This window comes from Prochlorococcus marinus str. MIT 9314, from assembly GCF_000760035.1.
GTDB classification, from domain to species: domain Bacteria; phylum Cyanobacteriota; class Cyanobacteriia; order PCC-6307; family Cyanobiaceae; genus Prochlorococcus_A; species Prochlorococcus_A marinus_B.
On sequence record NZ_JNAO01000013.1, the window covers coordinates 197,517 to 222,995 of the forward strand.

Annotated in this window: 23 protein-coding genes; 10 read left to right on the top strand and 13 right to left on the bottom strand. The window is 27.7% G+C overall.

Annotated elements, in window-relative coordinates; all coding sequences use genetic code 11:
* Nucleotides 1–38 precede the first annotated feature (38 nt).
* The gene (locus EU98_RS00955; protein WP_032516417.1) at nt 39–947 is read left to right on the top strand and encodes an NAD(+) kinase; all 909 of its coding nucleotides are present in this window, start codon (nt 39–41) and stop codon (nt 945–947) included.
* Nucleotides 948–960: 13 nt separating this feature from the next.
* Here the strand turns inward: EU98_RS00955 and EU98_RS00950 are convergent, their stop codons facing one another.
* Nucleotides 961–2,235: a bifunctional cobalt-precorrin-7 (C(5))-methyltransferase/cobalt-precorrin-6B (C(15))-methyltransferase gene (locus EU98_RS00950; RefSeq protein ID WP_032516418.1), complete on the bottom strand. Its 1,275-nt coding sequence runs from the start codon at nt 2,233–2,235 to the stop codon at nt 961–963.
* Between the two features lie 53 nt (nt 2,236–2,288).
* Here EU98_RS00950 and EU98_RS00945 point away from each other — a divergent pair, with 53 nt between their 5' ends.
* The 6 genes from EU98_RS00945 (at nt 2,289) to lexA (ending at nt 7,758) form a co-directional block, all read left to right on the top strand.
* Complete coding sequence (locus EU98_RS00945) at nt 2,289–2,570, top strand: hypothetical protein (RefSeq protein ID WP_029976516.1); 282 nt, start codon at nt 2,289–2,291, stop codon at nt 2,568–2,570.
* Nucleotides 2,545–3,045: a DUF3122 domain-containing protein gene (locus tag EU98_RS00940; RefSeq protein ID WP_032516419.1), complete on the top strand. Its 501-nt coding sequence runs from the start codon at nt 2,545–2,547 to the stop codon at nt 3,043–3,045. The genes EU98_RS00945 and EU98_RS00940 overlap by 26 nt, the downstream gene beginning before the upstream one ends.
* A 15-nt stretch (nt 3,046–3,060) precedes the next feature.
* Nucleotides 3,061–4,155, top strand: a complete 1,095-nt coding sequence (gene ribD, locus EU98_RS00935) for a bifunctional diaminohydroxyphosphoribosylaminopyrimidine deaminase/5-amino-6-(5-phosphoribosylamino)uracil reductase RibD (protein ID WP_032516420.1) — start codon at nt 3,061–3,063, stop codon at nt 4,153–4,155.
* Nucleotides 4,156–4,268: 113 nt separating this feature from the next.
* On the top strand, nt 4,269–6,131 hold the full coding sequence (gene ftsH, locus EU98_RS00930; RefSeq protein ID WP_032516421.1) for an ATP-dependent zinc metalloprotease FtsH: 1,863 nt from the start codon (nt 4,269–4,271) through the stop codon (nt 6,129–6,131).
* 28 nt (nt 6,132–6,159) lie between these two features.
* Nucleotides 6,160–7,086, top strand: coding sequence for an ornithine carbamoyltransferase (argF, locus tag EU98_RS00925; protein ID WP_032516422.1), 927 nt, complete (start codon nt 6,160–6,162; stop codon nt 7,084–7,086).
* 18 nt (nt 7,087–7,104) lie between these two features.
* A complete protein-coding gene (gene lexA / locus EU98_RS00920; protein WP_428844173.1) occupies nt 7,105–7,758 on the top strand; it encodes a transcriptional repressor LexA in 654 nt (217 codons plus the stop codon).
* Between the two features lie 132 nt (nt 7,759–7,890).
* Here the strand turns inward: lexA and EU98_RS00915 are convergent, their stop codons facing one another.
* The gene (locus tag EU98_RS00915; RefSeq protein WP_032516423.1) at nt 7,891–8,613 is read right to left on the bottom strand and encodes a class I SAM-dependent methyltransferase; all 723 of its coding nucleotides are present in this window, start codon (nt 8,611–8,613) and stop codon (nt 7,891–7,893) included.
* A gap of 426 nt (nt 8,614–9,039) precedes the next feature.
* Here EU98_RS00915 and EU98_RS00910 point away from each other — a divergent pair, with 426 nt between their 5' ends.
* The gene (locus EU98_RS00910) at nt 9,040–10,326 is read left to right on the top strand and encodes a hypothetical protein (RefSeq protein ID WP_032516424.1); all 1,287 of its coding nucleotides are present in this window, start codon (nt 9,040–9,042) and stop codon (nt 10,324–10,326) included.
* Nucleotides 10,327–10,424: 98 nt separating this feature from the next.
* On the opposite strand, the gene EU98_RS00905 is transcribed toward EU98_RS00910, so the two are convergent.
* Nucleotides 10,425–11,705, bottom strand: coding sequence for a hypothetical protein (locus EU98_RS00905; RefSeq protein ID WP_032516425.1), 1,281 nt, complete (start codon nt 11,703–11,705; stop codon nt 10,425–10,427).
* 343 nt (nt 11,706–12,048) lie between these two features.
* Between EU98_RS00905 and EU98_RS0109200 the strand changes: the two genes are divergently transcribed.
* A complete protein-coding gene (locus tag EU98_RS0109200; protein ID WP_032516426.1) occupies nt 12,049–12,399 on the top strand; it encodes a hypothetical protein in 351 nt (116 codons plus the stop codon).
* Nucleotides 12,400–12,424: 25 nt separating this feature from the next.
* On the opposite strand, the gene EU98_RS00900 is transcribed toward EU98_RS0109200, so the two are convergent.
* The 7 genes from EU98_RS00900 to EU98_RS00870 form a co-directional block, all read right to left on the bottom strand.
* On the bottom strand, nt 12,425–13,354 hold the full coding sequence (locus EU98_RS00900) for a glycosyltransferase family 2 protein (protein WP_032516427.1): 930 nt from the start codon (nt 13,352–13,354) through the stop codon (nt 12,425–12,427).
* A 103-nt stretch (nt 13,355–13,457) separates the two neighbouring features.
* The gene (locus EU98_RS00895; RefSeq protein WP_032516428.1) at nt 13,458–14,303 is read right to left on the bottom strand and encodes a hypothetical protein; all 846 of its coding nucleotides are present in this window, start codon (nt 14,301–14,303) and stop codon (nt 13,458–13,460) included.
* Complete coding sequence (locus EU98_RS00890) at nt 14,303–15,103, bottom strand: hypothetical protein (protein WP_032516429.1); 801 nt, start codon at nt 15,101–15,103, stop codon at nt 14,303–14,305. The genes EU98_RS00895 and EU98_RS00890 overlap by 1 nt, the downstream gene beginning before the upstream one ends.
* Complete coding sequence (locus EU98_RS00885) at nt 15,093–16,175, bottom strand: hypothetical protein (protein WP_032516430.1); 1,083 nt, start codon at nt 16,173–16,175, stop codon at nt 15,093–15,095. Before EU98_RS00885 ends, EU98_RS00890 begins: the two co-directional genes overlap by 11 nt.
* 2 nt (nt 16,176–16,177) lie before the next feature.
* Nucleotides 16,178–16,687, bottom strand: coding sequence for a hypothetical protein (locus EU98_RS00880; RefSeq protein WP_032516431.1), 510 nt, complete (start codon nt 16,685–16,687; stop codon nt 16,178–16,180).
* Between the two features lie 371 nt (nt 16,688–17,058).
* Complete coding sequence (locus tag EU98_RS00875) at nt 17,059–17,802, bottom strand: hypothetical protein (RefSeq protein ID WP_032516432.1); 744 nt, start codon at nt 17,800–17,802, stop codon at nt 17,059–17,061.
* 188 nt (nt 17,803–17,990) lie between these two features.
* On the bottom strand, nt 17,991–19,460 hold the full coding sequence (locus EU98_RS00870) for a hypothetical protein (RefSeq protein ID WP_032516433.1): 1,470 nt from the start codon (nt 19,458–19,460) through the stop codon (nt 17,991–17,993).
* A gap of 108 nt (nt 19,461–19,568) precedes the next feature.
* Between EU98_RS00870 and rffA the strand changes: the two genes are divergently transcribed.
* Complete coding sequence (gene rffA, locus EU98_RS00865; protein WP_032516434.1) at nt 19,569–20,708, top strand: dTDP-4-amino-4,6-dideoxygalactose transaminase; 1,140 nt, start codon at nt 19,569–19,571, stop codon at nt 20,706–20,708.
* A 395-nt stretch (nt 20,709–21,103) separates the two neighbouring features.
* On the opposite strand, the gene EU98_RS00860 is transcribed toward rffA, so the two are convergent.
* From EU98_RS00860 to EU98_RS09365, 3 genes are all read right to left on the bottom strand, one after another.
* On the bottom strand, nt 21,104–21,793 hold the full coding sequence (locus EU98_RS00860) for a VTC domain-containing protein (RefSeq protein ID WP_193743045.1): 690 nt from the start codon (nt 21,791–21,793) through the stop codon (nt 21,104–21,106).
* Nucleotides 21,771–24,338 (bottom strand): CotH kinase family protein, encoded by a 2,568-nt coding sequence (locus EU98_RS00855; protein WP_193743046.1) that lies wholly within the window; start codon nt 24,336–24,338, stop codon nt 21,771–21,773. Before EU98_RS00855 ends, EU98_RS00860 begins: the two co-directional genes overlap by 23 nt.
* A 137-nt stretch (nt 24,339–24,475) precedes the next feature.
* Nucleotides 24,476–25,180 (bottom strand): DUF4956 domain-containing protein, encoded by a 705-nt coding sequence (locus tag EU98_RS09365; RefSeq protein ID WP_080725820.1) that lies wholly within the window; start codon nt 25,178–25,180, stop codon nt 24,476–24,478.
* Nucleotides 25,181–25,479 lie beyond the last annotated feature (299 nt).

Sequence of the window (25,479 nt, forward strand, 5' to 3'; positions counted from 1 at the left end):
CAAATTAGTTTAAGATAGTCCTAGTTTTAATTTTTTGATTGGTACGTAAAGCAGGACTAATCGTTAATGATGGAAAGGAACTAGCTGTTCAAACTGCAACTTCTGTTCAAAAAAAATTGGAAAAATCTAATTTTGAAGTTGTAAGAGTTAGTAGCTCTGGAGGGATGGTTGGTTTCGCTAATCCTGATCAACATGTTCGTCCTTTGGGATATACGAATTGTGTCCCTGAGGGGTTTGACTCATCAATGGAATTTGCAATTGTTCTTGGCGGAGATGGGACCGTACTTTCTGCTGCAAGGCAAACTGCACCTGCTAGAATTCCAATTCTTACAATAAATACTGGTCATTTAGGATTTCTTGCGGAAGCTTACTTATCTAACCTAGATGAGGCTATAGATAAAATAATTGCTAGAAATTGGGATATTGAAGAAAGAACTTGTTTTATCATTAGTGTAATGAGGAATGATCAGAGGAGATGGGAGTCTCTTTGCCTTAATGAGATGGCGCTTCATAGAGAACCTCTAACAAGTATGTGTCACTTTGAAATTTCTATAGGTCGACATGCTCCTGTGGATATTTCAGCTGATGGAGTAATTTTATCTACTCCAACTGGTTCTACCGCCTATTCTCTAAGTGCTGGAGGACCAGTTATCACACCTGATTGTCCAGTCGTGCAATTAACCCCAATCGCTCCACATTCATTAGCATCTAGGGCGTTGGTTTTTAATGATTCTGAGCCAGTAACTGTTTTTCCTGCAACTCCTGAAAGGTTAGTAATGGTGGTTGATGGCAATGCTGGTTGTTATGTTTGGCCTGAAGATAGGGTTTTAATAAGAAAAAGTAAACACTCAGTAAAATTTATTAGACTTGAAGATCACGAATTTTTCCAAGTTTTAAGAAATAAACTAGGTTGGGGTTTACCCCATGTGGCTAAACCTGATAAATAACTATTACTTAAATTTATTTTTTCCCTTTTAATAGAAAAACAGGATTATTTGGTTCTAGTCTCATTCCCTCCGCAATACTTAAGCTTTTATAGGTCTGAATTAAATTTAAATTTGTTTTGAAATTTTTATCTTCTAATTCCTCTTTCAATTCTTTAATAGTTTGAATATTAATTATTGGGATAACGATAATGTCTCCAATATCCATATCTTGAGCTAGTTTATTAATAATCTGGAGTTTAGTTTTTTTATCACATCCTCCAATTATTAATCTATTAGGTTTTTCAAGAGAACTTAAATTATTCATATTCAAGGTGTAATTTATGTCTTCCTCAAGAATAAATTTTGGTTTGACTTCAAGCCTCTTCGAGTTTTCTAGTATTAATTCTTTTGAGCCAATCCTTTTATCGATACAAAACAAATCCAAATTAGGCCTTAATTTTAGTGCCTCCAAACCAATTGACCCACAACCTGCTCCTATGTCCCAGATGACTCCATTTCTTGGGAGCTCTAAAGCAGCTAATATTTGAACGCGAATCTCCCTTTTAGTTAATAAGTTTGGTCTATCATCAAAAGTCTTAAAAATATGGTCACTGATTCCGAAAAGAGGGAGATTATTATTTGAGTAATTTTTCTTTGTTTTTTTAAGAACAATAATGTTCAAACTTGATATATCTGATGGTAAAGACTCTTTGAGATTTAATTTTCTTATCTTTTCATTCTCCAAGCCAATCTCTTCACAGAGCCAAAAATCATAGAAGTCAATAAGATTTAATTCTGATAAGTTTTTTTTGATTATTTCTAAACTCTTGTTATTTGAATCTGTAAGAATAGCCAAACTTGAAGGCCTTGTCTTAAGGGCCTCTACGAACCTATTCGAATCTCTGCCGTGAATACTCACATTAACAGTATCTTGCCATGGGATCTTTAACTTACTAAATGCTAATTGAATACAAGTATTTGAAGGGTAGAAACTTAATTCATCCTTTGAAAAATTTTCTAGTAGTATTCTCCCAATACCAAACCAAAGTGGATCTCCTCTTGAAATTAAAATAACATCAGACTTTTGTGATCTAAGCCAGTTAACAAGTTCCTCATTACTGTTGCTCGAAAAAAATAATTTCTTTTTTTCTAAACCATTTTTGCTCCATAATTTTATTTCTTCAAAATATGAATTTGGAACTGCAATAGAAACTGTTTCTTGAAATAAATTTTGTAATTTAAAAGATAGATCCTCAAATTTATAAGAATTAATTCCTACTACATGAATTTTTCTTTTTTTTTCAGTCATGAATATTTAATTAAAAGAAACTTACCTATTTGAATGTTTTATTAAATTATCTTATGATTGTTCGAGCTTTTATAATAAATCAATTGTCTGAAAGAAGAAAGAGATTACATGATTTATTATTAACTCTAATAAATAAAGATAGTGAATTTGAATTTATTGAAGAAGATTCTAACGATTTAACATCTAGCTACTCTGAAAAAGATACTTTGAATTTATCTCGAGTTATAGAAAAAAATCGTAAAATAATCAAAAGATATCAAGCTATTGTAAGAACAGCTGTTACTCTAGATGCTCTGATGGATTCTGAAAATGAAGAAAATTACAAAATCAAATAAAAATATTTTTTTAAAAAAAATATTACCTTTACTTTTATTACTATCATTTATTTTCAACCCATTAAAAGTATCCGCAGAAGTTGCAGAAACAGAAATAAATGGGGCATTAATGAATGCTAGTAGTGAGTTTTTAAGGGATTTGGACTTTGAAACTTGGCAATTAGTGGCTTATAAATCACCTTTTTTTGAAGATAAATTGATCTTGAGAGTAATAGGATATCCAGGAAATCTCAGGATTGATCATCCCACTGACTTGAGGGTTGAATCAGGGAGAAAACAGTGGCTTTTAGATGATAAAACATTACTTAATGTTGAATTAGCAAATGATGGAAGACAAGCTGCAGCAGAATTCGATCTTGATGAATTGATTAAAAATTTAGATAAAAATAGACCACTAAGATTATCTTTGTCGGGAGTTTTTTCTGAGTTACCTGTTCCTCCTTTTGTTGTTAAAGAGTGGAGATCAATAAACTGAATTTGATTTTTGGAGATGACTGAAAAAAATGTAAACCATACAAAATGGATGAAAAGAGCAATTTTTTTGGCTTCTTTAGGCAAAAACACAACGAGTCCAAACCCAAGGGTGGGAGCAGTAATACTTGATAATAATGGAAAGCTTATTTCAGAAGGGTTTCATTTCAAGGCAGGGATGCCTCATGCAGAGGCAATGGCTTTTAATAATTTAAAAAAAGATGCTAAAGGTGGGTCAATATATGTAAATCTTGAACCTTGTTGCCACAAGGGTAGAACACCTCCATGTGTAGATAAGGTGATATCCTCTGGGATAAAAACTGCTTATATATCTATTGAAGACCCTGATGTAAGAGTCGCTGGAAAAGGTATTAAACTGCTAAAAGAAGCTGGAATACAAGTTCACTTAGGATTATGTAAAAAGGAATCCTTAGATTTAAATAAGGCTTTCATTCATAGGAATATTACTGAAAAGGCATTTGGTGTTTTTAAATGGGCAATGAGTATTGATGGTAGAATAGCTTTAAAAAATGGAAAAAGTAAATGGATTACTAATGAAGAATCAAGGGCATTAGTACATTCTTTTAGAGCGGAATTTGATGCAATAATCATTGGTGGAAACACATTAAGAAGAGATAATCCCCTCTTAACTACTAGAGGTTTAAAAAATCCTGAGCCTTTGCGGGTTGTGTTTACAAAAAGTTTAGACCTGCCAACAAAATCTAATCTTTGGGATTGTAATAAGGCAAAAACATTAGTTATTTATGATTCTTCAACAGCAAATGAAAACTACCTAACTAGGATTCCAAAGTCTGTTGAAGTTGAAAAGGTATCATCAGATAATCCAGAGTTAATTTCAAAAATACTTGCTAAAAGGGGATGTAATAAAGTTTTGTGGGAATGTGGCCCTCGATTGGCTACATCTGCTATTAAAACTAATTGTATTCAGGAAATTATAACTTTTATTGCTCCAAAAATTTTAGGAGGAGAAAATAGTATGAATCCCTTTGGGGATTTTGAGTTTGGAGAAATGCATGAAATTATCAAATTAAGCGAATCTCAGCTTAGTTTGATTGGGGATGATATATGCGTTAAGAGTTCATTCAAAAATTAATTTTTAGGATTTTTTATATGGTTAAAGTACCGTACGGTTCTTACCCATAAAAAATAATACAGATACGGAAACTGTTGGTTTAGTTTATAATAAGTTCAAAATTGATCACAATTATGCCAATAAGACAAGACGATAATCAACCTAATAGAAGATTTGGAATTGTAAATATCATTTTGATAGGAGTTGGAGCACTACTTTTATTTAGTAGCCTTTTCCCTAACCAAAATATGCAAATCCCTAGGGTTCCTTACTCCTTATTTATTGATCAAGTTAATGATGGAGAGGTAAAAAGAGCATATATTACCCAAGAACAAATTAGGTATGAGTTGAATGGAGCTGAAGAGGGTGCCCCCTCAGTGTTAGCAACAACCCCAATTTTTGATATGGATCTTCCTCAAAGGTTAGAAAGTAAAGGGGTGGAGTTTGCTGCTGCCCCCCCAAAGAAACCTAATTTCTTCTCAACCATATTAAGTTGGGTTGTTCCTCCTTTGATTTTTATCCTTGTCTTACAATTCTTCGCCAGAAGAAGTATGGGAGGTGGAGGTGCTCAAGGGGCTCTAAGTTTTACTAAAAGTAAAGCTAAAGTTTATGTTCCAGATGATGAATCAAAAGTAACATTCGCGGATGTAGCAGGAGTTGATGAAGCTAAGGACGAATTAACAGAAATAGTTGATTTTTTAAAGAGACCAGAAAGATATACTGATATTGGAGCGCGAATACCTAAAGGGGTACTCCTTGTAGGACCTCCAGGAACAGGAAAAACTCTTCTTTCAAAGGCTGTGGCTGGTGAAGCAGAAGTTCCCTTCTTTATTATTTCTGGTTCAGAGTTTGTAGAACTTTTTGTAGGTGCAGGTGCAGCAAGAGTAAGAGATTTATTTGAACAAGCCAAGAAAAAAGCTCCTTGCATTATTTTTATTGACGAATTAGATGCTATCGGTAAAAGTCGTTCAGGATCGATGGGAGTAGTTGGTGGTAATGATGAGAGAGAACAAACATTAAATCAACTTCTCACTGAAATGGATGGATTTGCATCTACTGATAAGCCTGTGATTGTACTGGCAGCAACAAACCAACCTGAAGTTCTTGACGCAGCACTTTTAAGACCTGGTAGATTTGATAGGCAAGTTTTGGTTGACAGACCAGATTTATCTGGAAGGAAAACTATATTAGAAATATATACAAAAAAGGTTAAGCTAGCCGATTCAATTGATTTAGATTCTATTGCCCAAGCTACTAGTGGATTCGCTGGGGCAGATTTAGCAAATATGGTAAATGAAGCAGCTTTACTTGCAGCAAGAGCTAAAAGGACAAGTGTAGAACAACAGGATTTAAGTGAAGCTATAGAGAGAGTCGTCGCAGGGTTGGAGAAGAAAAGTCGTGTTTTGCAAGATGATGAAAAGAAAGTAGTTGCTTATCACGAAGTCGGTCATGCAATAGTTGGTCATCTTATGCCTGGAGGTTCAAAAGTTGCAAAGATTTCTATAGTACCAAGAGGTATGAGTGCTCTTGGTTATACTCTTCAACTGCCAACTGAAGAAAGATTCCTAAATTCCAAAGATGAACTAAAAGGTCAAATCGCAACACTTCTTGGAGGAAGATCTGCGGAAGAGGTTGTCTTTGGAAAGATTACTACAGGAGCTTCAAATGATTTGCAAAGAGCAACTGACATTGCTGAGCAAATGGTGGGTACATTTGGCATGAGTGATATACTAGGCCCCCTTGCTTACGACAAACAAGGAGGAGGGCAGTTTTTAGGTAATGGAAATAATCCTCGAAGATCTGTTAGTGATGCTACTGCTCAAGCAATAGATAAAGAGGTTAGAGATCTAGTTGATGATGCTCATGAAACTGCACTTAATATTTTGAGAAATAATTTACCTCTTCTTGAATCAATTTCTCAAAAAATTCTCAAAGAAGAGGTTATTGAAGGTGAAGATCTTAAGAATCTCTTAGCAGAAAGTAAAATGCCTGCATAATAGAATTTAAGTCTTTATACAAAGTTAGATGCTAAAGCCAATCAAGCTTGCTAATAAAAATTTTTTATCAAGCTTGGATATATCCACTGAAGAGGTCCTTTATCTTATAGACCTTGCAGAAAATTTTAAGAATAAAGATTTTAAAATTGATCTAAATAACAAAGTATTAGGTTTAATATTTGATAAGTCATCAACCCGCACAAGAGTTAGTTTTCAAGTTGCAATGTCAAGACTTGGAGGCAAAACGATTGATCTGAATCCTACAACCTCACAAATAACAAGAGGAGAGCCAATAAAGGATACGGCAAGAGTACTTAGCAGATATTGCGATGTAATTGCAATTAGAACATTTAATCATTCAGATGTGGAAGAATACGCCAATTGGTCTACTAAACCAGTTATTAATGCTCTTACCGATTTGGAACATCCATGTCAGGCCCTAGCAGATTTTTTAACAATTAAGGAGGAATTTTTTGATTTTAAAAAAGTCGTTTTAACATTTATAGGAGATGGTAATAATGTTGCAAATTCTCTAATTTTATGCGGCGCATTATTGGGGGTGGAAGTAAGAATCGCATGCCCCAAAGGGTATGAACCCAATTCCATGGTGGTTCAAAAAGCAAAAAAAATATACAAAAATAAGAATTTATTAAAGATCACTAATGATCCTAATAAAGCTGTTTTAGGAGCAAATGTTCTTTATACAGATGTCTGGTCATCGATGGGCGAAGAAAATCAAAAGGAAGATAAGGATAAAGATTTTAATGGATTTACTATTGATAGTAATTTAGTTAGTAAAGCAAATAAAGACGCAATTATTCTTCATTGCCTTCCTGCTTATAGATCAAAAGAAATAACAGATGAGATAATTGAAAGTAAGAATAGTAGAATTTTTGATCAAGCTGAAAATAGGATGCATGCTCAACAAGCTCTTTTAGCGTGCTTGCTTTCCTAGAGTTACTTGCATTAGCATTTGAAAAGAGGTACAAATGTATTAGCGAACATTTGTATTGTGGTTGATTCTTCTGAAAATCTTACAGAGGCTCAAAATGAGCTCTATGAATGGATAAAAGTTTATATGAAAGATTTTCAACATAGTCCATCTATAAGGCAAATGATGCAGGCTATGGGTCTTAAGTCTCCTGCCCCTATTCAAAGTCGTTTAAAGCATCTTCAAGAAAAAGGTTATATCTCTTGGCAAGAGGGCAAAGCTAGAACACTCCAAATTGTTGATGAAATAATTGAAGGAGTACCAATCTTGGGCTCTGTTGCAGCAGGTGGATTAGTTGAGACTTTCTCTGATATCAAAGAGAATTTAGATATTTCAGATGTTTTAACAAAAAAGGATATATTTGCTTTGACGGTTAATGGCGATTCGATGATAGATGCATGTATTGCAGATGGAGATATGGTTTTGATGGAGCCTATTAATGATTCCTATTCTCTAAGGAATGGAACAATTGTTAGTGCATTGGTTCCGGGGTTAGGTACTACATTAAAATATTTCGTTAAAAAGGGAGGGAAAATATTTCTAGAGGCTGCAAATCAAGCTTACGAACCTATTGAATTAAATTTAGATGAAGTTATTTTTCAAGGAAAACTTTTAGCAGTTTGGAGAAAAATCTAAATTTTGTAACTATCAGAACTAGAAATAAAAATTAAATTTTTCTTTTTCTTAATTTAAAAAGATATATAAAATTTACAAATTCTAACGGTACCAAAGGAAACTAAATTTTTTAATATTGATGCTGTTTAAAAATTATTTAATTTGTATTACGACTTGTCCCGCATTCATATTAAAAGCTTTGTATTTAAACTCATTTCTTTCAAAAACTTCTATGAGTGCTTTATATTCTCCCTCTTTCCAATTAATATGATTATAAAGTTCATCAAATATAATTACACAACCTTTTACAAGAAATGGTTTAATTTTTTCTAATGTGTATTTTGTTGGATTATAAATATCCATATCCAAATGAACAAAATTTATTTTAGGGTTAAATTCTTTTAAAAATTGATCTAGTGTATCTTCAACATAACCAATTACTGGATTAACGTTTTTATTTAATTTAGGTAATTTACCACCCAAAGATAAACTTCCTTTAGGAGCATTTCCTTCCCATTCTTCTTTGAAACCTTGAAAGCTATCAAATGCGTAAAATTGCTTGACAAATTTTGAGAAAAAATTTGCACTTTCCCCCCTCCACACACCAAATTCTAAAGAATAAAGTTCATCTGTATTATTAATCTGGTTTTCTAAAGCCAAATTTATTGCATAATTCCTGATTGATTTGATATCAAAAAACCTCTGACTTCTTTTTAATTCAGTTGAAAATACCTCCCAAATTTCTTCAGATTTTTGCTTATTAAGCTTATTTATTAAACTATCTTCCTTAAATTCTCTTGGAGTCAGATAATAAATTATTCTAGATGATTTTTCGAGTAAATTTTTTAATAGAAGATTTTTAACTAAGGTTTTCATCTTTAATAATTAAATTATCTTTAATAACTTGAGTATCTTATTCGATTTATTTATTAAGTGCAAAATGTTAAGAGTTCAAAATACTTGAAAATATACTAAAGCAATTACTAATAGTTGTATTATTTCAAATAACTAATAATCGCTCTATGAAAAATTTAAAATTTTATAAAATAAAAATTTTTATAAATAAAAAGTTTAGAAATAAAAAATTTGATTCTAGAAATCATTTTTTTAAAAATTTATTTTTCAAATAGAATTAATTTTTGATATTTAAACTGTTTCATATTTAATAAATTTTTAAACCAATTTATACAGGGCTTAAAAAAGTGAAATTATTAATTAATTTATTTTGTGCCAAATCATAACTATTAATTAACTTCATCTAAAAAATATTTTTATAATATAATTAGGTGTTTTTATAAAATTATGCAAAAAATTTCCATTAAAAATGATTTAGTTAGTGGAAGTGTTAAATATCCATTATTATTTTTAATTTGCATATTATTTTTATTTTATGTATATAGTTTTTTCCATCCAATTCCCACTCCTTCTTTAATTTCAAATACTGTAGGTTTAGGATCAGCTTACTTAGATATTGGCGATAGATCATTTTATTTCCATGATAATAGTAGTTCTTATGGTTATGGAGAAGATGGAAATATTAGAGGGAGTTTCTTATATCCCTTTATACTAAATTTTTTAGCTTATATAATTTCTAAATTAGGTTTTGGGACGACAGCTTGGAATATAGCCGTAATTTTTTTAGCAAGCTTATGTGCTGTTGCTTCATTACTTTTTTTAGATAAATCGGCCAATATAATATTTGATAAGAGAATTGCAACTATTGCATCTTGGTTTTTTGTTTTGTGTCCCTATACTATTTTCTATTGTTTAAGTGGAGGAATAACTATTTATGTGACATTAGGTATTTCTTTTTCTACATATATAATTTTAAAAAGTAATATATTTAATTCATCTAAAAACGCATCAAAAATCTCATTGACGATGATTTTATTGCTATTTAATGTATTATTTTTATCATCTATTAGAGTTACTGGATCAGTATTTTCAATTATATTAGTTTTTAGTATCGCAATTATTACATATAAAAAATCGATTAATCAAATTATAAAATTATCTAGAATCGATAAAATTATTATCTACTCTATAGTAACTTTTTGTTTAGTATATTGTTTTTATCAAATAAAACTAAATACAAATTATTTATCTTTAACTTTAAATAATTTTGTTTCTGAAGGAGGAACTTTATTTGGGTTAGAAAGACAATTTATTAGAGAGAAAATACAATCAATTGCCGTTGAAGATTTAAACTATATAAAATCATATTTTTATTTAATCCTTTGGAAAATTATTGATTTAGTTTCAGGATTAAGTGATATTAGGGATACACACACTAATGATGTAATTTACTTCTTTCCATTTTTTTCAAGAATATTTGTTGGACTTTTTATAATATACCCTATGAATCTATTAGCTTTTTTTGGCATTTTTATTTACTGGAAAAAAATTTATTATTCTGGTTTTTGGATAATTCTTGTCGCAGCCTTAGTATGTTTAGCTCCAAATTTATTGGGTGTTGCTTTTGCAAGATATCTAATAATGGTTTATCCACCTTTCATTATTATTTCTGCAAAAGTATTTGGGTTACTACTAAATGAATTAAATTATCAAATGAGAAAAGAAATTTCTTAATAAAATTCTTGAATAAATTTCAACTATTGCCTAATAGATTTGTAAATTGAGATTTTTGATAGAAGGTAAATACTGAAAAATTTTTTATGTAATTTACTCTAGATTTTAATATCGAAATGATTAAAAAGATAATTACTTATATGATGATTTTTTAATTTTTCAGGGAATAAAACTCTTTGGCTAAATATATCGCCTTCTTTAATATGTTCTCCAGTTCTTTCTCTAATCAAAGTAAAATAATCAAAAAATTTTAGGGATCTATTATTTATAGATAAATATTGATTTAAACTTACTTTTTTATGAAAATTTAATTGAACAAAGAGTTTATTTTTAAATTTAGTATCTATTTCAACATAAAATATTTTTTTATTTTTTATTTTTGCATTGGCAAAAACAATGTAAGCATGATTAAGATCATCTATTGAACTAAAGAATATATGACAATCATTAGTCATACCTTCCTCAAACTTTGCATATTTAATATTTGCTGCATTTAAAAATTCTCTTGAATCAATTTGTCTATAAATATAAATACCTTTTTTAAAAACATTTCTTTGACTTAGTGCATTAACAACTACTACAGATTCATTGGGTTTTAATGAATCTAATAATAAACCAATAATTTTATCTAGAATCCTTAGGCACATTTCCATTTCTTTATTAGTTTCTTTATCGCTCCAGTAATGATGTTGAAGATGTGCTAAAGAATTTAAAAAAATTATTGAAAAATCAGGGCTGGTCGAATTCTTAAATTTTAAAAAAGCAATAGTATTGAACATATCAAACAAGGAAAAGAGAGTCATATTCGAAAGCCCATTTTTAAGGATAATTAATGAAGCATTAATTGATTCTTTTAAAAAGCTTAAAAATATACCTTTCCTTAAAAAGAATAATATAAATTTTAAGAAACCTTTAGCAAGATTTTTTTTTGATGGAACTATATAGTTTTTAGAATAATATCGAGGTAAATCTAGAAAAGAATTTAATGAATCAGGATATCCAATCTCAGAATATGCCCAAGGATCAGGAAGAAAAAATTTACATCCTCTCCTATTATTAAGTGAAGCATTCATTGGCCCCCATATACCAGTGGTAATGCCATTGCTAGCCAATATTTCCCATACTTGAGGCAATTCTAGTTTTGGTATATCTCCAATTCTTAAAACATTATGGACTTTACTTGGTTTGCCTGTGTGTACTGAAACCCATTGAACCCATGGATCAAGCCCTTGACCTTCTAATTGATCATCACTAAAAGTCTTAGAATGGTTTAATTTTAAAATCTTTTTAATATTTTTCAACCCCAAAACTTTTACTCCCTTATTTAGTAAATCAATGCTAAATTCATTTAATTCTATGAGTAGTATTTTTTTTTTCATAATTTATTTAAAATTATTTTGATTACTTAATTCTTAATTGTTAATATTGATTATTTTATCAATATTATTGAGATGATAATAATTTAATGTAAATCTTAAAGTTTAAAGTTCAATGAATCGGAGAATTTAATTTGCATATAAATTAAAAGTTAAAACTGTTGAAGGCAAAAATAGTTTTTGATATGGGTTTCAAATTTGTACTTTTTAGCCTCCATTTTGATTTCATATTTCTAATAATAAGTTAAGTTAATCATATTAAATTTTTTTTTGTTTATTTAAGCAAAGTATAGTTAATTATTGAGTTAGTTTTATTAACTATTTACGTGATCAATTCTCTCTTTAAATGATTTTTATAATAACATCTGCTTTAATTGTAGCTTTGGGCAGTTACTTGCTTAGAAGAGGAGACTTGCTAGGATTAATTTTAATTTTTTTTCGTGATGTAAATTTAACTCGACAAGACTTAATTTTTACTTTGAGTGGAATAGCTTTAAATATTTTAGCAATTCTTCTTTGGCAATATAGTTCAAAATATAACATCCAATTTCAATTGGCCTGGAGTATATACCTTTCTTTGTCTCTTCTATTTGGTTATATTTTTGGATATCTATTTGAAAGGAATAGATTAGAAATTAATTTTTATATAGGAGCTGCACTAGTAATTGGAGGTCTAATAATCCTTGTCAAAAAGTAAATTTTAATTAATAATCTAAAAATAATTATAATTTATCTTTTTTTTTAAAGATATTTCTAATAATTGTTCTAGGTCTTTTCTTAACCTCCACAAAAATTGTTTTAAGATAAATCGCGAGAATCCCATTACTTAAAATTGTTATTCCTACACCAAGCCATGAAAGGCAAACTAAAGTAAGCCAGCCTGGGATAGAAACTGATCTGATAAAACTAATTAAAACAAGATAAACAATCATAAATAATGAAATTAATGAGATGATTAGACCTAAATAAAAAAGCAAATATAATGGCCTATCTGAATAATTTGTAATTGATCTCACCAATATTTGGAATTTTCTAGATAAGTTATAGGTACTTTTTCTTCTTCTGGATTTTTTTATAAATATACTTTTTGTTTTAAAACCATTCAATTCATAGAGACCCGACAGTACAAATTGTGATTCCCTAAAAGATAATAAAGAATTTACATATTTCCTAGTCATAACTCTTGAAGTAACTGCATTATGAGGAATTTTTGCGTCAGCTATAAATTCTAAAAATAAATAATATAGATTACCTGAAAACCTTTCAAAATTATTTCCTCTTCTAGTTAATTGTTGTCCAAAAACCATATCTAAATTATTTTTTATTAGTTCATTATGTAAATCATAAAAATCCTCTGGATCCTCCTCAAGATCTCCATCTATTAAAAAGACAAATTTACCTTTGCTATTTTTTATTCCACAAAATAATGCATTATGATGTCCAAAATTACGGGATAATTCTATAACTTTTAAATTTGAGATTTCTTTAACTAGATTTTTTAATAATTCCAATGAATTATCCGTTGATCCATCATCAACAATAATTATTTCACTACTGAATTTTTTATTTTCAACTATTTTATTTATTCTTTTTACAAATTCTTTACTATATTTTCCAGAATTATAAGTTGTAGTTACTATACTTAAATCCATAATTTTTTTAAAATAAGGGATAAACTTTTATGGATCCCAAAATAAACAAAAAAAAATTTTTTTGAAACTAATTTATCTAATTATATTTTAAAAAAATTCAGTTTCAACCTTGCCCTGATCTGTAAGTTCTGACGTGATCTGGAGGGTTCCTAAATTCATTTAAATCTGCAGGGGGCCTCGCCCACCATCCTAAAAGCCTGGCTAAATCACTTTCCGAATTTGAATATTTATCAATCCATTCTTTTGTTGAACCTAATAAATTTATTTGCTGCTTTATAAATGGTTCAGTAAACATTATATTTAAAAATAATTGTTCATTACTATTGCTTTTTACCCTATGCCACAATTGTGAATTAAAAACTAATATAGAGCCTGGAAAAACAGAGATAATTTTTTTCTCTTTTAATAAAGATTTAGTAGGAGGTCCATAAGAGAGTTGAGAAAATGGTATTAGTTCAAAACTATGTTTTTTTTGTAAGGTAGAAAAATCATTAATATCCAAATATTCCCCTAACATAAATAAGGTATTGAATGACATTATAGGATTTGAAATATGAACTTTATTAAAATCTCTATGCCACAAGGATTGATTGTGATCACTTCCTCTCCTAACAATTTGTCCATTAAAGAGATGACATATACCATTGCCTACTAGATGATCATTTACTAATCTCAATATCATTTCAGAACAAAGTAAATTTCTAATAGACTCTGATGAAAGGAAAGGTGATCTAATCTGGCCATATTCCGAACTATTTATATTGTTCTCTTTATTACTGAATTGGTTAGTGTCTATAAATAATAGATCATTAAAAATTTTCTTTAATTCCTTTATGGGAATAAAATTATCAATAATATAATATCCACAACCATTAGTAAGATCATTATGTCTTAAATTATCTGAATCTTTCCCTTTATTTATCCCAACATATTCTTGAAATATGCTCATTATAAGTTTAATATTTTTTCTACATTACCATAAAATATATTTCTCAATTTATCCTCAGGAACAGATCTTATCAGGGTTAATAACTTTTTTTCTAATTGTCTATAAGACCATTCTGGATAATCACTACCTATGCAGATCCTACGATCAAAATGTTTAAACAGATAACTTATATCATGATCTATCGATGAACCATCATATTTTAGAATTGTCATTGATAAGTCTAGTATTAAATATTTATTATGTCTAACGATTGAATGTGCTTGCAAAATTGAAATATCAAAGGCATGCATAAGCATAATATGAGTAGAGTAAAAATTAGATTTATATGCTAAAAGTTCTAAAAATTTACTTGCTTCTAATGAATTACCAAGAGTTTTAACATTTTGACTTTGATAAGTACATATTTGAACTAAATTTGCTTTTGGAAGCAAGTAATCTAAAATTTTTTCTATTTCTTTCTCGCCGTGTTCTGAGAATCGGGGGTGGATCTTAAATACTTTATACCCTATCTCTATAGCATCATCAATAAAAGATTTTATTTTATTAAGACTCAGATTAGGAATTGTAGCTACTGGTATGATTCTTTTTTTTGTTTTATGAGAAATGATAGATTTATAAAATAATTCAATTGAATTAGATGAGTCAAACCATGGAGACGTTTGTACTAAAGCCCCTTTAAGCATGGTTTCGTTATCAATTAATTCAAGAATTTTAAGTATGTTTATATTTATGCTTGGTTTTGAGGGCCATTTTAAACACATGCCTGAATGTATAATTGTGTCAAATATCTTAATTTCCATAAATTAGTGCAGCTATTTTTTTAGAGTTTTTTTGATTTGAATATTCTCTTTTAAGAATAATAATATTATCGTCTTTATACTGCTCTAACTCTTCTGAAAAAATATAGTTAATAATAGATATTTTTATTGTTATTTTAGAATCAAACTTAAATAATGGATTATTTCTATATACTATTTGAGGCTTCCCATTCAGAATGGATAAATAACTTAAACTATGGTTAATTCCATATTTATGTTCTAAAACTAATGGCAATAAATTCCCTCCTGGTCTAGTTGTGAATTCAATAATAATAATATTTTTATTATTAATAAAGAAATCTATGTTGAAAGCAAATGAAAATTTGGAAATTTCAAGAGACATTTTTAATATTGAATCCTTTAATAAATTCTCAAGATATTTATAAGATAAATTGGTAAAAGTAGATATATTATCTTCACTTATCTGAATACTTCCATCCCATTTAATAGTTTTGGAAGAAGATTTTGAACAGCCTATTACTAAATATACTTTTTTATTTATTAGTAAACCTTCGCAATAATATTTATTACCATCATTGTTAATATACTCCTCAATTATTGCAATCCCATCTAATGAACAGTCTTTAGCTTTTTTAATTGCTTTTTCAATTTCTTTTCTAGAACTAATCAATGATATACCTTTACTTCCACTTGATATATTTGGTTTAATAACCAAATATTTCTCGTTATATTGTTTGTCTAAATTAGCAATTTTTATTTTTGGTTGTTTTTGATCAGCATATACTTTTTTTAAAAGTTTTCTTGCACTAAGCTTTTTTAATAGTTTAATCTGTTTCCCATTTTCTCCCCCAATCATATTGCGTGTTAATTCAGCAATATCTGAACCATAAGAGCTAATAATAAACTTCTGCTTTTTAACTACTTTCTTTATATTTTTAATATCTGTAATTGATATATTATGAGATAGTTTTGCATAATTATGTCCTGGATTATTAGGTATATTATCTAAACATTCAACGTGATAATTATTTAAAGATAGTTCATCTATAAAAAATGATTGATGAAATGCCCCACCTAATTGCAATACTCTCATATTTATATTTTTGAAAAAATAATGCCGCTATCACCGTAACGACCTAATGAGCAAATCATTTTAAACATATTTCCTTCTTTAAAAACATAAGGGTAAGAAAGAGATTTTTTAAATTCAAATATTTTAATATTTGAAACTGAATTAAAAAATTTGTTTATGTTAGCTATGTAAATTCTATAATCCTCATTATTATTTCTTCCAGAGTATATCACCTTGTAGTTATTAGTATTATCTTCATTAGTCTCAATCACATTAAAACAAGTTGTTTTATCGAGACCTGTATTAATATATGAACCCTTTGAGTCTGAAAATTTTTTAATAAAGCTTTCAAATGTTTCTTCTTGATCTAATTTAAAGTCAAATTTATTAATATAATAATTAGGAAATTCAATTTCAAAGTTTTTAAAGATGGGTATAAAAAAATACACACGATTTTCAATCTTATAAGCTCTTATAGCCCCAGATTTTGAAAATATACCTTCTTTAAAAATATAAATTTTACTAACTTCCAACTCATTATTTACTTTACAAATAATTAATCTATTCAGAATTTTTTTAATAGATTCGTCATAATACCAATCTGTAAAGAAAAGAAGTTTTAATTTATTGAGATCTAGTATAAAAGGATAAGATTGCCCTAAAGAATTCTCATAATATTCTTTACAGCCATCAAGAAGACTTGACTTTTGGAGAGTGGTCGAATATTTTGAAATTTTTGCATCATACCTTACCTTATAAAGAGAAATTCTTGATTTGTTTTCATAATTTCTTGTTGAAACTAATAATTTATTTTCAAAATAAAATGTAGAACCTCCATATGATTTGATCCCCCAATTTGGGAGATTTAAATTAATAGGTTGTACGCTTTCTAAGAATTTAATTGTTATTTTGTGGATGATTGCAAAAAACTACTATCTGAATGATATCTATGCACAGAAATTAAAAAATGTTCAGTTCCTTTATCCTTCTCGAGATCATGCTCAACGGCATGTAATCTTGATTGATCAACATATAACGCATCTCCATAAGACATAACTGATTGGACATTTATTTTGTCATTATTAAGGATATAATAAAGCCCTTGTTTTTTCAATTCAGATAAGCTTATTATAGGAGCTGAAAATTGATGACTCCCAATAGGATCACGATGAATTGATAAATAACCTTTAGTTCTTGGGAAATGTTGATAACAAACTCTAACAAAATATTTCTTATTAAATAATCTATTAGATTTTAGACCGGTTAATTCAAAATAACCAGATCCCTTCTTTTCAATACAGTAAAGATTGTTGATTTGAAAAAAAAGGTTTAAAGGATCCTTTAAACCTATAAAGATAGACTCTGAATTTTTATTCCATGGGAAATAATTGTACTGTTCAAAATATCCATTTACAATACTTTTTTTATTTTGATAATTAGACTTCCTAAAATTAGGAGAACCTTCCTCAAAGCTATAGTATTCTGGAATAGATTTCTTTAAATCATTTATTGCTATTTGATGAATTTTTTTTAATTCATCAATATCTGAACAATTGAATATATAGTGACTTTCTTTTACTTTTTGATAAATATTATAAAAATCTTTAATTGAGATATTATTTGAAGTATTATTTTTTTCTTCAAACATTTCCTTTATTAAATTCACATATAATTTTCTAATTATAAATCATATATAGATTTTTTCTAGTTGATTAAAGAATTTTCATTTCAGGTGAATTTTCTTTTTTAAAAGAGTTTAAATGTAAGGGTTATTAAAAAAGAAACATTAAAAATTCCAAAGAAATTAAGGTAAATAAAAAATAATATTTTTGATAACTAAGTTATGTATTTAAAGAACTTATGATTTATAAACTTAAAAAATACTAGAAATTCAATCCATGGCATAACTGGATAAAAATATCTATGTTCTAGACCGTTAAAGATTCCAACAAACATTATTAAATTTGTGCTTAGTACTAATAAACTGCCAATAAGAATAGAATTATTTTGGATTAAATTATAATTATTTTGAGAGAAAAGATTTATCGGGTTGAATAATCTAATAAAGATTAATATGTATTTAAAATAAAGTGAAAAAAGAAATAATCTATATACAAAAATAAGTAATTTAAAAAAAATTTTAGTTATTAATTCACCATTAAATATAGAAAATTTTGCATCTAAGCCTATTTGTAAAGGCCAGCCCCAAGAATTTAATGGATGCAATAAAAGACTTAAAGATTTAATAATGATCAAGAAAGAATTTCCTAAAATACCGTTTGTTTTAATCCTATTCTTTGCTAATTGATTAAAAATTTCTTCTTCATTTTTGGTAAATCCCCTTTTTATTAATGGATTATCTTCATTTAATATTTGCTTTATTTCTTTAAGGTCTGAATCATTTTTAGAGATGAAAGGATTCCATTTTGTATTTATCACAATTTTCTTTCTGTCACCACTCTTGCGGTTGTAAATAGGAAACATAGCTGATGCATATTCATATTCAGTTAATGAAAATGTCGAAACCCAGTTCTTATATCCTTCACTATTTACAGGCGAATTGTTTGGTCTAGATCTAAAAGGAGTATTGTTTCCATATTTCATATCTCTTAATCCCCATGGAATTATAGTAAGCATTAAAATTAAAGAAAAAGAAAGAAAAGCTTTTATAAATTTTTTAATTCCATAATTCTGTAAAGTAATTAAAAAGTGAGGAATGATAAATATTATTGATGTGGGTCTAAATAAAACTGCTAAAATTGTAAACAGAATTATCCTTAAGTAAATAAATTTAAAATATTCTAGTCCTGCTTTTAGTTTAATAAATTCAGCTAAAAGGAGAACACTAAATATGTAAAGCACAGGCTCAATTAATAAATATCTTGAATAACCAAATGATATGGGAGAGAACCCAATCATAAAAATTAAAGTATAAATTTTTTTTTCTTCTAACCCATATTTTAAAAGAGTATTTGATAAATAAATAACAGAACTTATTGCAAGTATTGAGACAAGACTTGGGATCATTTTATCAGTGAAGCCTATTGATTTTAAAAACCAAATAAAATAAGGATAAGCAGGGAAATAACCACCACTTAAAGGTTGACATTCTCCTAAATTATCGGTGAATGCGAAACCACATCCCTGATTTATATTTTCAGCTACTTCTAAATAAAAAAGAGAATCAGCAGTAGTAATTGAATTGAAATAAATATAAATAATTCTAGGTAAAACTAATAAGAAAAAAATAATAATCCATTTACTTCTAAAATTTAATTTCTCAAAAAAGATTATTGTTTTTCTCATGAAAATTAAAAATAATTAATTTTTATACTACTAGAAAAAATCACAGAATAATTTATAGTAGTAGATAAATACATTTAATAATGTAGCCTTATTTATTAGAAAAATGTTGTGATCCCTTTTAACAAACCATACCTCACTGGAAAGGAATTAGAGTATATAAAACAAGCATATAACCTAAATCAACTTTCAGGAGATGGCTTCTTTACGAGGAAATGTAAAAAGTGGTTAGAAATTAATACTAGTACTAATTCCGCTCTCCTAACCAATTCTTGTACGGCTGCCCTTGAAATGGCTGCAATACTTGCAGATATAAAAAATGGTGATGAAATAATAATGCCTTCCTATACTTTCGTTTCTACTGCTAACGCATTCGTATTAAGAGGCGGAATACCAGTTTTCGTAGATATAGATCCAAATACTTTGAATATGGATTACAAACTAATTGAAAGATTAATAAATGAAAAAACAAAGGCTATAGTACCTGTTCATTATGCAGGCTTTAGTTGCGAAATGGATGAGATAATAAAAATTTCAAAGAAATATAATCTATTGATTATTGAAGATGCAGCACAAGGAGTGATGTCAAAGTATAAAAGTAGAGCACTTGGTTCTATTGGGGATTTAGGTTGTTACTCTTTCCATGAAACTAAAAACATATTTGCGGGAGAAGGTGGGGCAATTCTTATAAATAATAAAGAATTTGAAGAAAGAGCCAACTACATAAGAGAGAAAGGGACAAATCGTTCATTATTTAATAAAGGGAAAATTGATAAATATAGTTGGGTAGATATTGGTTCATCATTTCTTCCTGGAGAATTAATAGCAGCATTTCTTTTTGCTCAAATGGAAAAAGCAGAGGAAATTACTAGGGAAAGATTAAAGATTTGGAATTTCTATAAAAATGGATTAAAAATTATGGATGAAGAAGGATTTGTATCAATTCCAAAGTTGCAAAAGGATAGAGAACATAACGGTCATATTTTCTATTTGATTCACAAAAATAACTTTGAAAGAGATTTATTTATTCAGAAAATGAGAGATAAGGAAGTAAACGTAGTTTTTCACTATATTCCACTCCATAATTCCCCTTATGCAAAGAAACATTTTAATTTAACAAGTCAAAAGTTAAAATACACTGAATCAATTTTCAATAGAATTTCTAGAATACCCTTATGGCTAGGAGTAAATAAAGAATATGTCTTAAATGCAGTAATAGAGAGTTTATATGAAATTAAAAAAGAAATTTGAATACTTTAAGTAATCATCAAAGATAGTTTTTTATTTCTTTAATAACTTAATTTATTTTTTGCAATTAAAATTTTTTTTGAAAATCGCTAGATATTATTATGAATAAAGTCTATTTTTAAAATATCATGAGAGGCTGGGAGATACTATTTATCTTGTATTTAAAAAATAATTTAATCAATAATCTCTAATTAAAATATTTATTTAGATTATTAAATTAAATATTTTGCATTGACTAATTTTTTATTCGCTCCACTCAATATTGTATGGTAGTTTACTTTTTTAGTTTTCGTCATTTCTATCTATTTGCCAAACCATCTTGCCAAAGACCTCTCTTACTCTAAATTTGACTCTTTACTTTTGATCAAATTAATAAAAAGGAATATGAAATTTGTTTTTTATTGGTTAAAAGCATAAATACCATTTGAATATTTAGAAAACCTTGAGGTTCTAAAAGGTAATGATTTGAATTCCAAAGTTTTTTGAATATCTAAATCTGAATTGTATTTTAATTCTAAAACAACAGAGTTATCTTGAATTGGTTTTAATTTTAGGATATTTGCATTTATAAATGGCTTCATATATTTAATTTGATAATCTAAAGTTATCCTTAATGTTTTTTCTCTATTAAGAAAATATCTTCTTAGATAAGAGCAATAAAGAGTCGGATTTATAAAATCTAACAAGAATGGATATTGAGAAGCAAATTTCCTATTTGAATTTATTGCTCTAATAGATTGAAATGTAAAAGGTTTTGAAATATCTATTTCTTCTAAATTAAAAATATTTTTAGAACCTACATCACCATTTTTTGACTTAATTTCTAAACTTGGTTTTATTAAATTATTTTCACCATACCATCTAATTCTTACTTTATTTCTAGTCATGATTCCGGAAACCGAGTCGTTATAAGATTCATAATCAAAATTATCTAAATAAATACTATTTACTTTTCTTTCTTTATAAATTTCATTAAATTGTGAGGGGTGAAACTTTATTAGGTCAAAAATTTCGTTTAATAATTCTTTGGAACAAGACATTTTTCTTTCATATCTGTATTTATTTTTATCTAATAGTTTCTTTTCCATAAAACCTCCCATACAAATAATCAAATACATTTTCTACATTTGGAGAATAATTTTTATTATTAATTGAAATACTGGAATCTTTTTCAAGTAAGTACAATTTTGGAATATTAAATAATTTTAAATTGTCTTTATTTTTTGTATTTATTATTATTGTTCCTGGTCCAAATTCAGGTTTCTTTTGAAAAGCTGCAAAACCTAATGCACTATTAATTATAGTAATTTCATTTGCCTCTATAATTGAATTATCTTTACTAGCAAAGCCAATTGCGGATTCTGAAATGTATATATTATTTCCTCTAAAATTACTTGCTTCTCCAACGCTTATTGCTTTATCTCCAACATTTTTTATTACTGCATTCTCAAGAAATATATCAGTTCCAGATATATCAATAGCATCATTACCAATATCATTGAATTTTAAATTAATTAAAGTCCCTTCTCCGAAATCAATATCAATTGCATCAGATTTTATATTATAAAAATAAGAATCTTTGATATCAAATTTTGATCTTATTATATTTAATGCATCTTCAGAATTATTTGAAGAGAAACGTGCATTTGATATATTTACAGGTGATTGATAAAAAGTTACTGAACTTGTAATTCCCCAAGCTTTTTCATATGGGAAAGAAAGATTTTCAAATAATACATTTTCTATTTTAGATAAACCATTAGCATTTAAGACTAAGATACCTTTGCCCCCATCTTTTGCATTAATAGTTATTAGATTATCTTTTGTACCTACAAGTTCAATAGGTCCTCTCAGTAAAATCAATCCATCTTTTGATAATGTCAATTTCACATCTTTGTTAGCCTTAAGGGTATATCCAGATGGAACTATTAATGGATAATTAATTAGCCAATTTCCTTTTTTAATGGTAATTATTTTTTTCTTATGATCATGATCCAAGAAATCAAATTCAAATGAATTAGAATTTTTTCTCATAATATCTTTGGAAGAATCTTGGAAAGACAATTTAGGATATTGCCTAACAACCGTACTTAAGACCTTTGAAGTGCCTAAAACTTTGTATTTAAGTACAAATTGATCAGAGGGATCTATATCTTTATTAATTCTTTTGCCAATAACCTTTCTTTCAAATTCTAATTTCTCATAAAATGGGATATTAAAATTTGATCTGGTAGAAAGAATATAATTAGTTTTAGGTTTATATATGATATTTCCGAAATTTAAATTTAAAATTTGAATTGGGAAGCTTTGTCTGTTTGAAACTGAAATATTTATTTGATCGTTATTATTTTGCTCAATATGCGCATTTATTGGGCTTTTAGGAAATATTAATTTCCTAATAACTTGTTGATTATGATTTATGTATTTTTTATCAAATCTATACCAATGATATGAACTTTTTAAGTATTTTAGTTCTTTTTTAATCAACGTATTATTTCTTTTTAGAAATTCATCCCAAAATTCATTTTTACTTATTCTTTCTAAAGCTTTTAAATATTCTTTTACAAAGTTTTCATCTTCAAAAAAACGAGCCAATGCACCTTTATTATTTGAAAGATTTAGAATTTTATTTCCTCCTTGAGCATCAAATCCAATTGGTATAAATTTTTTAGTAACTGGATTTAAATAAAACCTCATATTATTCCAGTAAAGTGAATGTTCTGAGCCTGTTAAATCAACTATTGCTATGAAGGAAGCTAATTTTTTAATTTCAAAAACTTCTGATGTTTTAAGATCATTATTTAGAAAACGTTCTAAAAGGTTGACTCCTAAAAAATACTGATTTTTTAATTTTGGATTGGCGAAAATTTGTTTTTCCTTAAAAACCTCAATTGACCTTGTTAATACTTCTTCATCAAAATTATTGGGTTCCTTAGACTTCAATCCAATAGAATTTGAAGCCTCCAGCCAATATGGATTCTCATCTAGAGAAAGTATAGGTCCCTCACGAAATTTATTATTTTCAATAAGGATTTTATCGAAATGCTCTTCTAATGCATATGTGCCTAAATTTTTGCCATTAATATAAAGTTCAACAAACTTGTATCTTAAAGAAGGTAGACCTTCATCTTTTAAAAGAAGATGGAAAATAAATTCAGAAAAATAATTTCTTGTTTGAGGGGACTGCAGAGAAAATTTTCTCATGCCATAAACTGATTTATTATCTCTAATTTTAATTCGATATGACCATTTTTTCCCTGCCAAATGATTTAATCGATCTCCTTTTAATCTGATTTTTGCCCTTAAGGTTTCTCCACCTTTAGAAATATTTGCTTTTGCAATATCTTCTTTAGAAGTTATTAAAATTGATTTTGTAAATGCTTTATTTCTAGCATTTATTATTTTATCAAATTCAGTTTGTTTAATATCAATAAATATGTTCTCTCTTTTTATTAAAAAACTAGAAAGATAGTTAAAGGTAATATCTGGTATTCTTTTTATATTTTTTAAATAAGTTTTTAGGTAGGGATCATTGACATTTTGTAAAATTATCTCTTTTTGGTTTGCAAGAAATGATTGTTTCCAAATAAATTTGGAACTTCCTAATAATATTTGTGAAGTTCCTAAAATCAAAGGCGGTGATAAAATAATGCATAAAATCTTTTTATTATTAGGAATTTTTTTTAACTTATTAAAAATCTTGGTTGAAAGTATTTTAAATTTTGAATTTTTAAATTTTTTTCGAGGAAAATTTTTTATTACTAACAATATTAAGCTCCGATGATATTACTCGTATCAATAAAGTCGTAAGTTATTTTATCCGAAATTGATTTTAAATTTTTCTTTAATGCCAATAAGCTGTTAACATCATTAATTACTATTGAAAAAAATAATTCATTAATTTTTTCATTCTGACTAGAGATTCTTTTCAAAGAAACATAATCACAAAATTTGTTTATTTTTTCCAAAATTTCCGATTCTGATATATCACAAGGCATTGTTAAAAATAAGCTAAAAGAGCCTTCTTTTGATTTAGATGAAGATCTCCTTGATTTTGACCTCAAGTATACATAGATAGAAACAAACAAAAAACCTAAAACAGCTAATAAATATTGATCTGCACCAACTGATAACCCAAACGCAATACATAGAAATAAATAAGTAAGTTCTTCGGGATCCTTAATTGGAGTTCTAAATCTTACAATTGAGAGGGCTCCTACAAGTCCAAGAGATAATGCTAGAGAAGATTTGACTACTGAGATAACAATCATAGTGGCTATACCAAGTAGTTGAAAAGTTGATGCAAAAGAATGCCTATTAGAAACACTCTTACCATATCTAATAAAAATGAAACCTAATCCATATGATATTGCAGTAACTAAAATTAATTTAAATATAAATTCAAATGGGGATGACGGAGAATTAAGTGAATATGCCGAGCTATCAATTAGGGGAGCAGTTAAAAACATTATCATTGTTAAGTAATAATATTATAAATTAATAATATCAGGGATATAAATCTTATTTTAAAATTTTTAATTTTAACTTTTAGAAATTTTATTGAAGATAAAAAAATATCTTGATTTAAATCCTAGATAACACTTAGATTGGTATTATAAAGTATAAAAAAATATTAAAATTGAAAATTAAGAACATTTTTTTTTTCCTGCAGATTGTAGTAGAGAAACTTTCGAAAGAGCTACTTCACTCTCCCGAATAATACTCTCACTAATATTGATTCATAGGTATCTAGACCTTCTATATTCTTCTCCTT

Bases quoted from the DNA above. Each gene is read 5' to 3' on its own strand.
- EU98_RS00910 (WP_032516424.1), top strand. From the start codon at position 9,040: ATGCAAAAAATTTCCATTAAAAATGATTTAGTTAGTGGAAGTGTTAAA.
- EU98_RS00900 (WP_032516427.1), bottom strand. From the start codon at position 13,354: ATGGATTTAAGTATAGTAACTACAACTTATAATTCTGGAAAATATAGT.
- EU98_RS09365 (WP_080725820.1), bottom strand. From the start codon at position 25,180: ATGATAATGTTTTTAACTGCTCCCCTAATTGATAGCTCGGCATATTCA.
- EU98_RS00890 (WP_032516429.1), bottom strand. From the start codon at position 15,103: ATGGAAATTAAGATATTTGACACAATTATACATTCAGGCATGTGTTTA.
- EU98_RS0109200 (WP_032516426.1), top strand. From the start codon at position 12,049: ATGATTTTTATAATAACATCTGCTTTAATTGTAGCTTTGGGCAGTTAC.
- EU98_RS00860 (WP_193743045.1), bottom strand. From the start codon at position 21,793: ATGGAAAAGAAACTATTAGATAAAAATAAATACAGATATGAAAGAAAA.
- EU98_RS00905 (WP_032516425.1), bottom strand. From the start codon at position 11,705: ATGAAAAAAAAAATACTACTCATAGAATTAAATGAATTTAGCATTGAT.
- EU98_RS00940 (WP_032516419.1), top strand. From the start codon at position 2,545: ATGAAGAAAATTACAAAATCAAATAAAAATATTTTTTTAAAAAAAATA.
- EU98_RS00895 (WP_032516428.1), bottom strand. From the start codon at position 14,303: ATGAGCATATTTCAAGAATATGTTGGGATAAATAAAGGGAAAGATTCA.
- EU98_RS00870 (WP_032516433.1), bottom strand. From the start codon at position 19,460: ATGAGAAAAACAATAATCTTTTTTGAGAAATTAAATTTTAGAAGTAAA.
- EU98_RS00950 (WP_032516418.1), bottom strand. From the start codon at position 2,235: ATGACTGAAAAAAAAAGAAAAATTCATGTAGTAGGAATTAATTCTTAT.
- ftsH (WP_032516421.1), top strand. From the start codon at position 4,269: ATGCCAATAAGACAAGACGATAATCAACCTAATAGAAGATTTGGAATT.
- EU98_RS00885 (WP_032516430.1), bottom strand. From the start codon at position 16,175: ATGAGAGTATTGCAATTAGGTGGGGCATTTCATCAATCATTTTTTATA.
- EU98_RS00915 (WP_032516423.1), bottom strand. From the start codon at position 8,613: ATGAAAACCTTAGTTAAAAATCTTCTATTAAAAAATTTACTCGAAAAA.
- argF (WP_032516422.1), top strand. From the start codon at position 6,160: ATGCTAAAGCCAATCAAGCTTGCTAATAAAAATTTTTTATCAAGCTTG.
- ribD (WP_032516420.1), top strand. From the start codon at position 3,061: ATGACTGAAAAAAATGTAAACCATACAAAATGGATGAAAAGAGCAATT.
- EU98_RS00945 (WP_029976516.1), top strand. From the start codon at position 2,289: ATGATTGTTCGAGCTTTTATAATAAATCAATTGTCTGAAAGAAGAAAG.
- EU98_RS00875 (WP_032516432.1), bottom strand. From the start codon at position 17,802: ATGTTTGAAGAAAAAAATAATACTTCAAATAATATCTCAATTAAAGAT.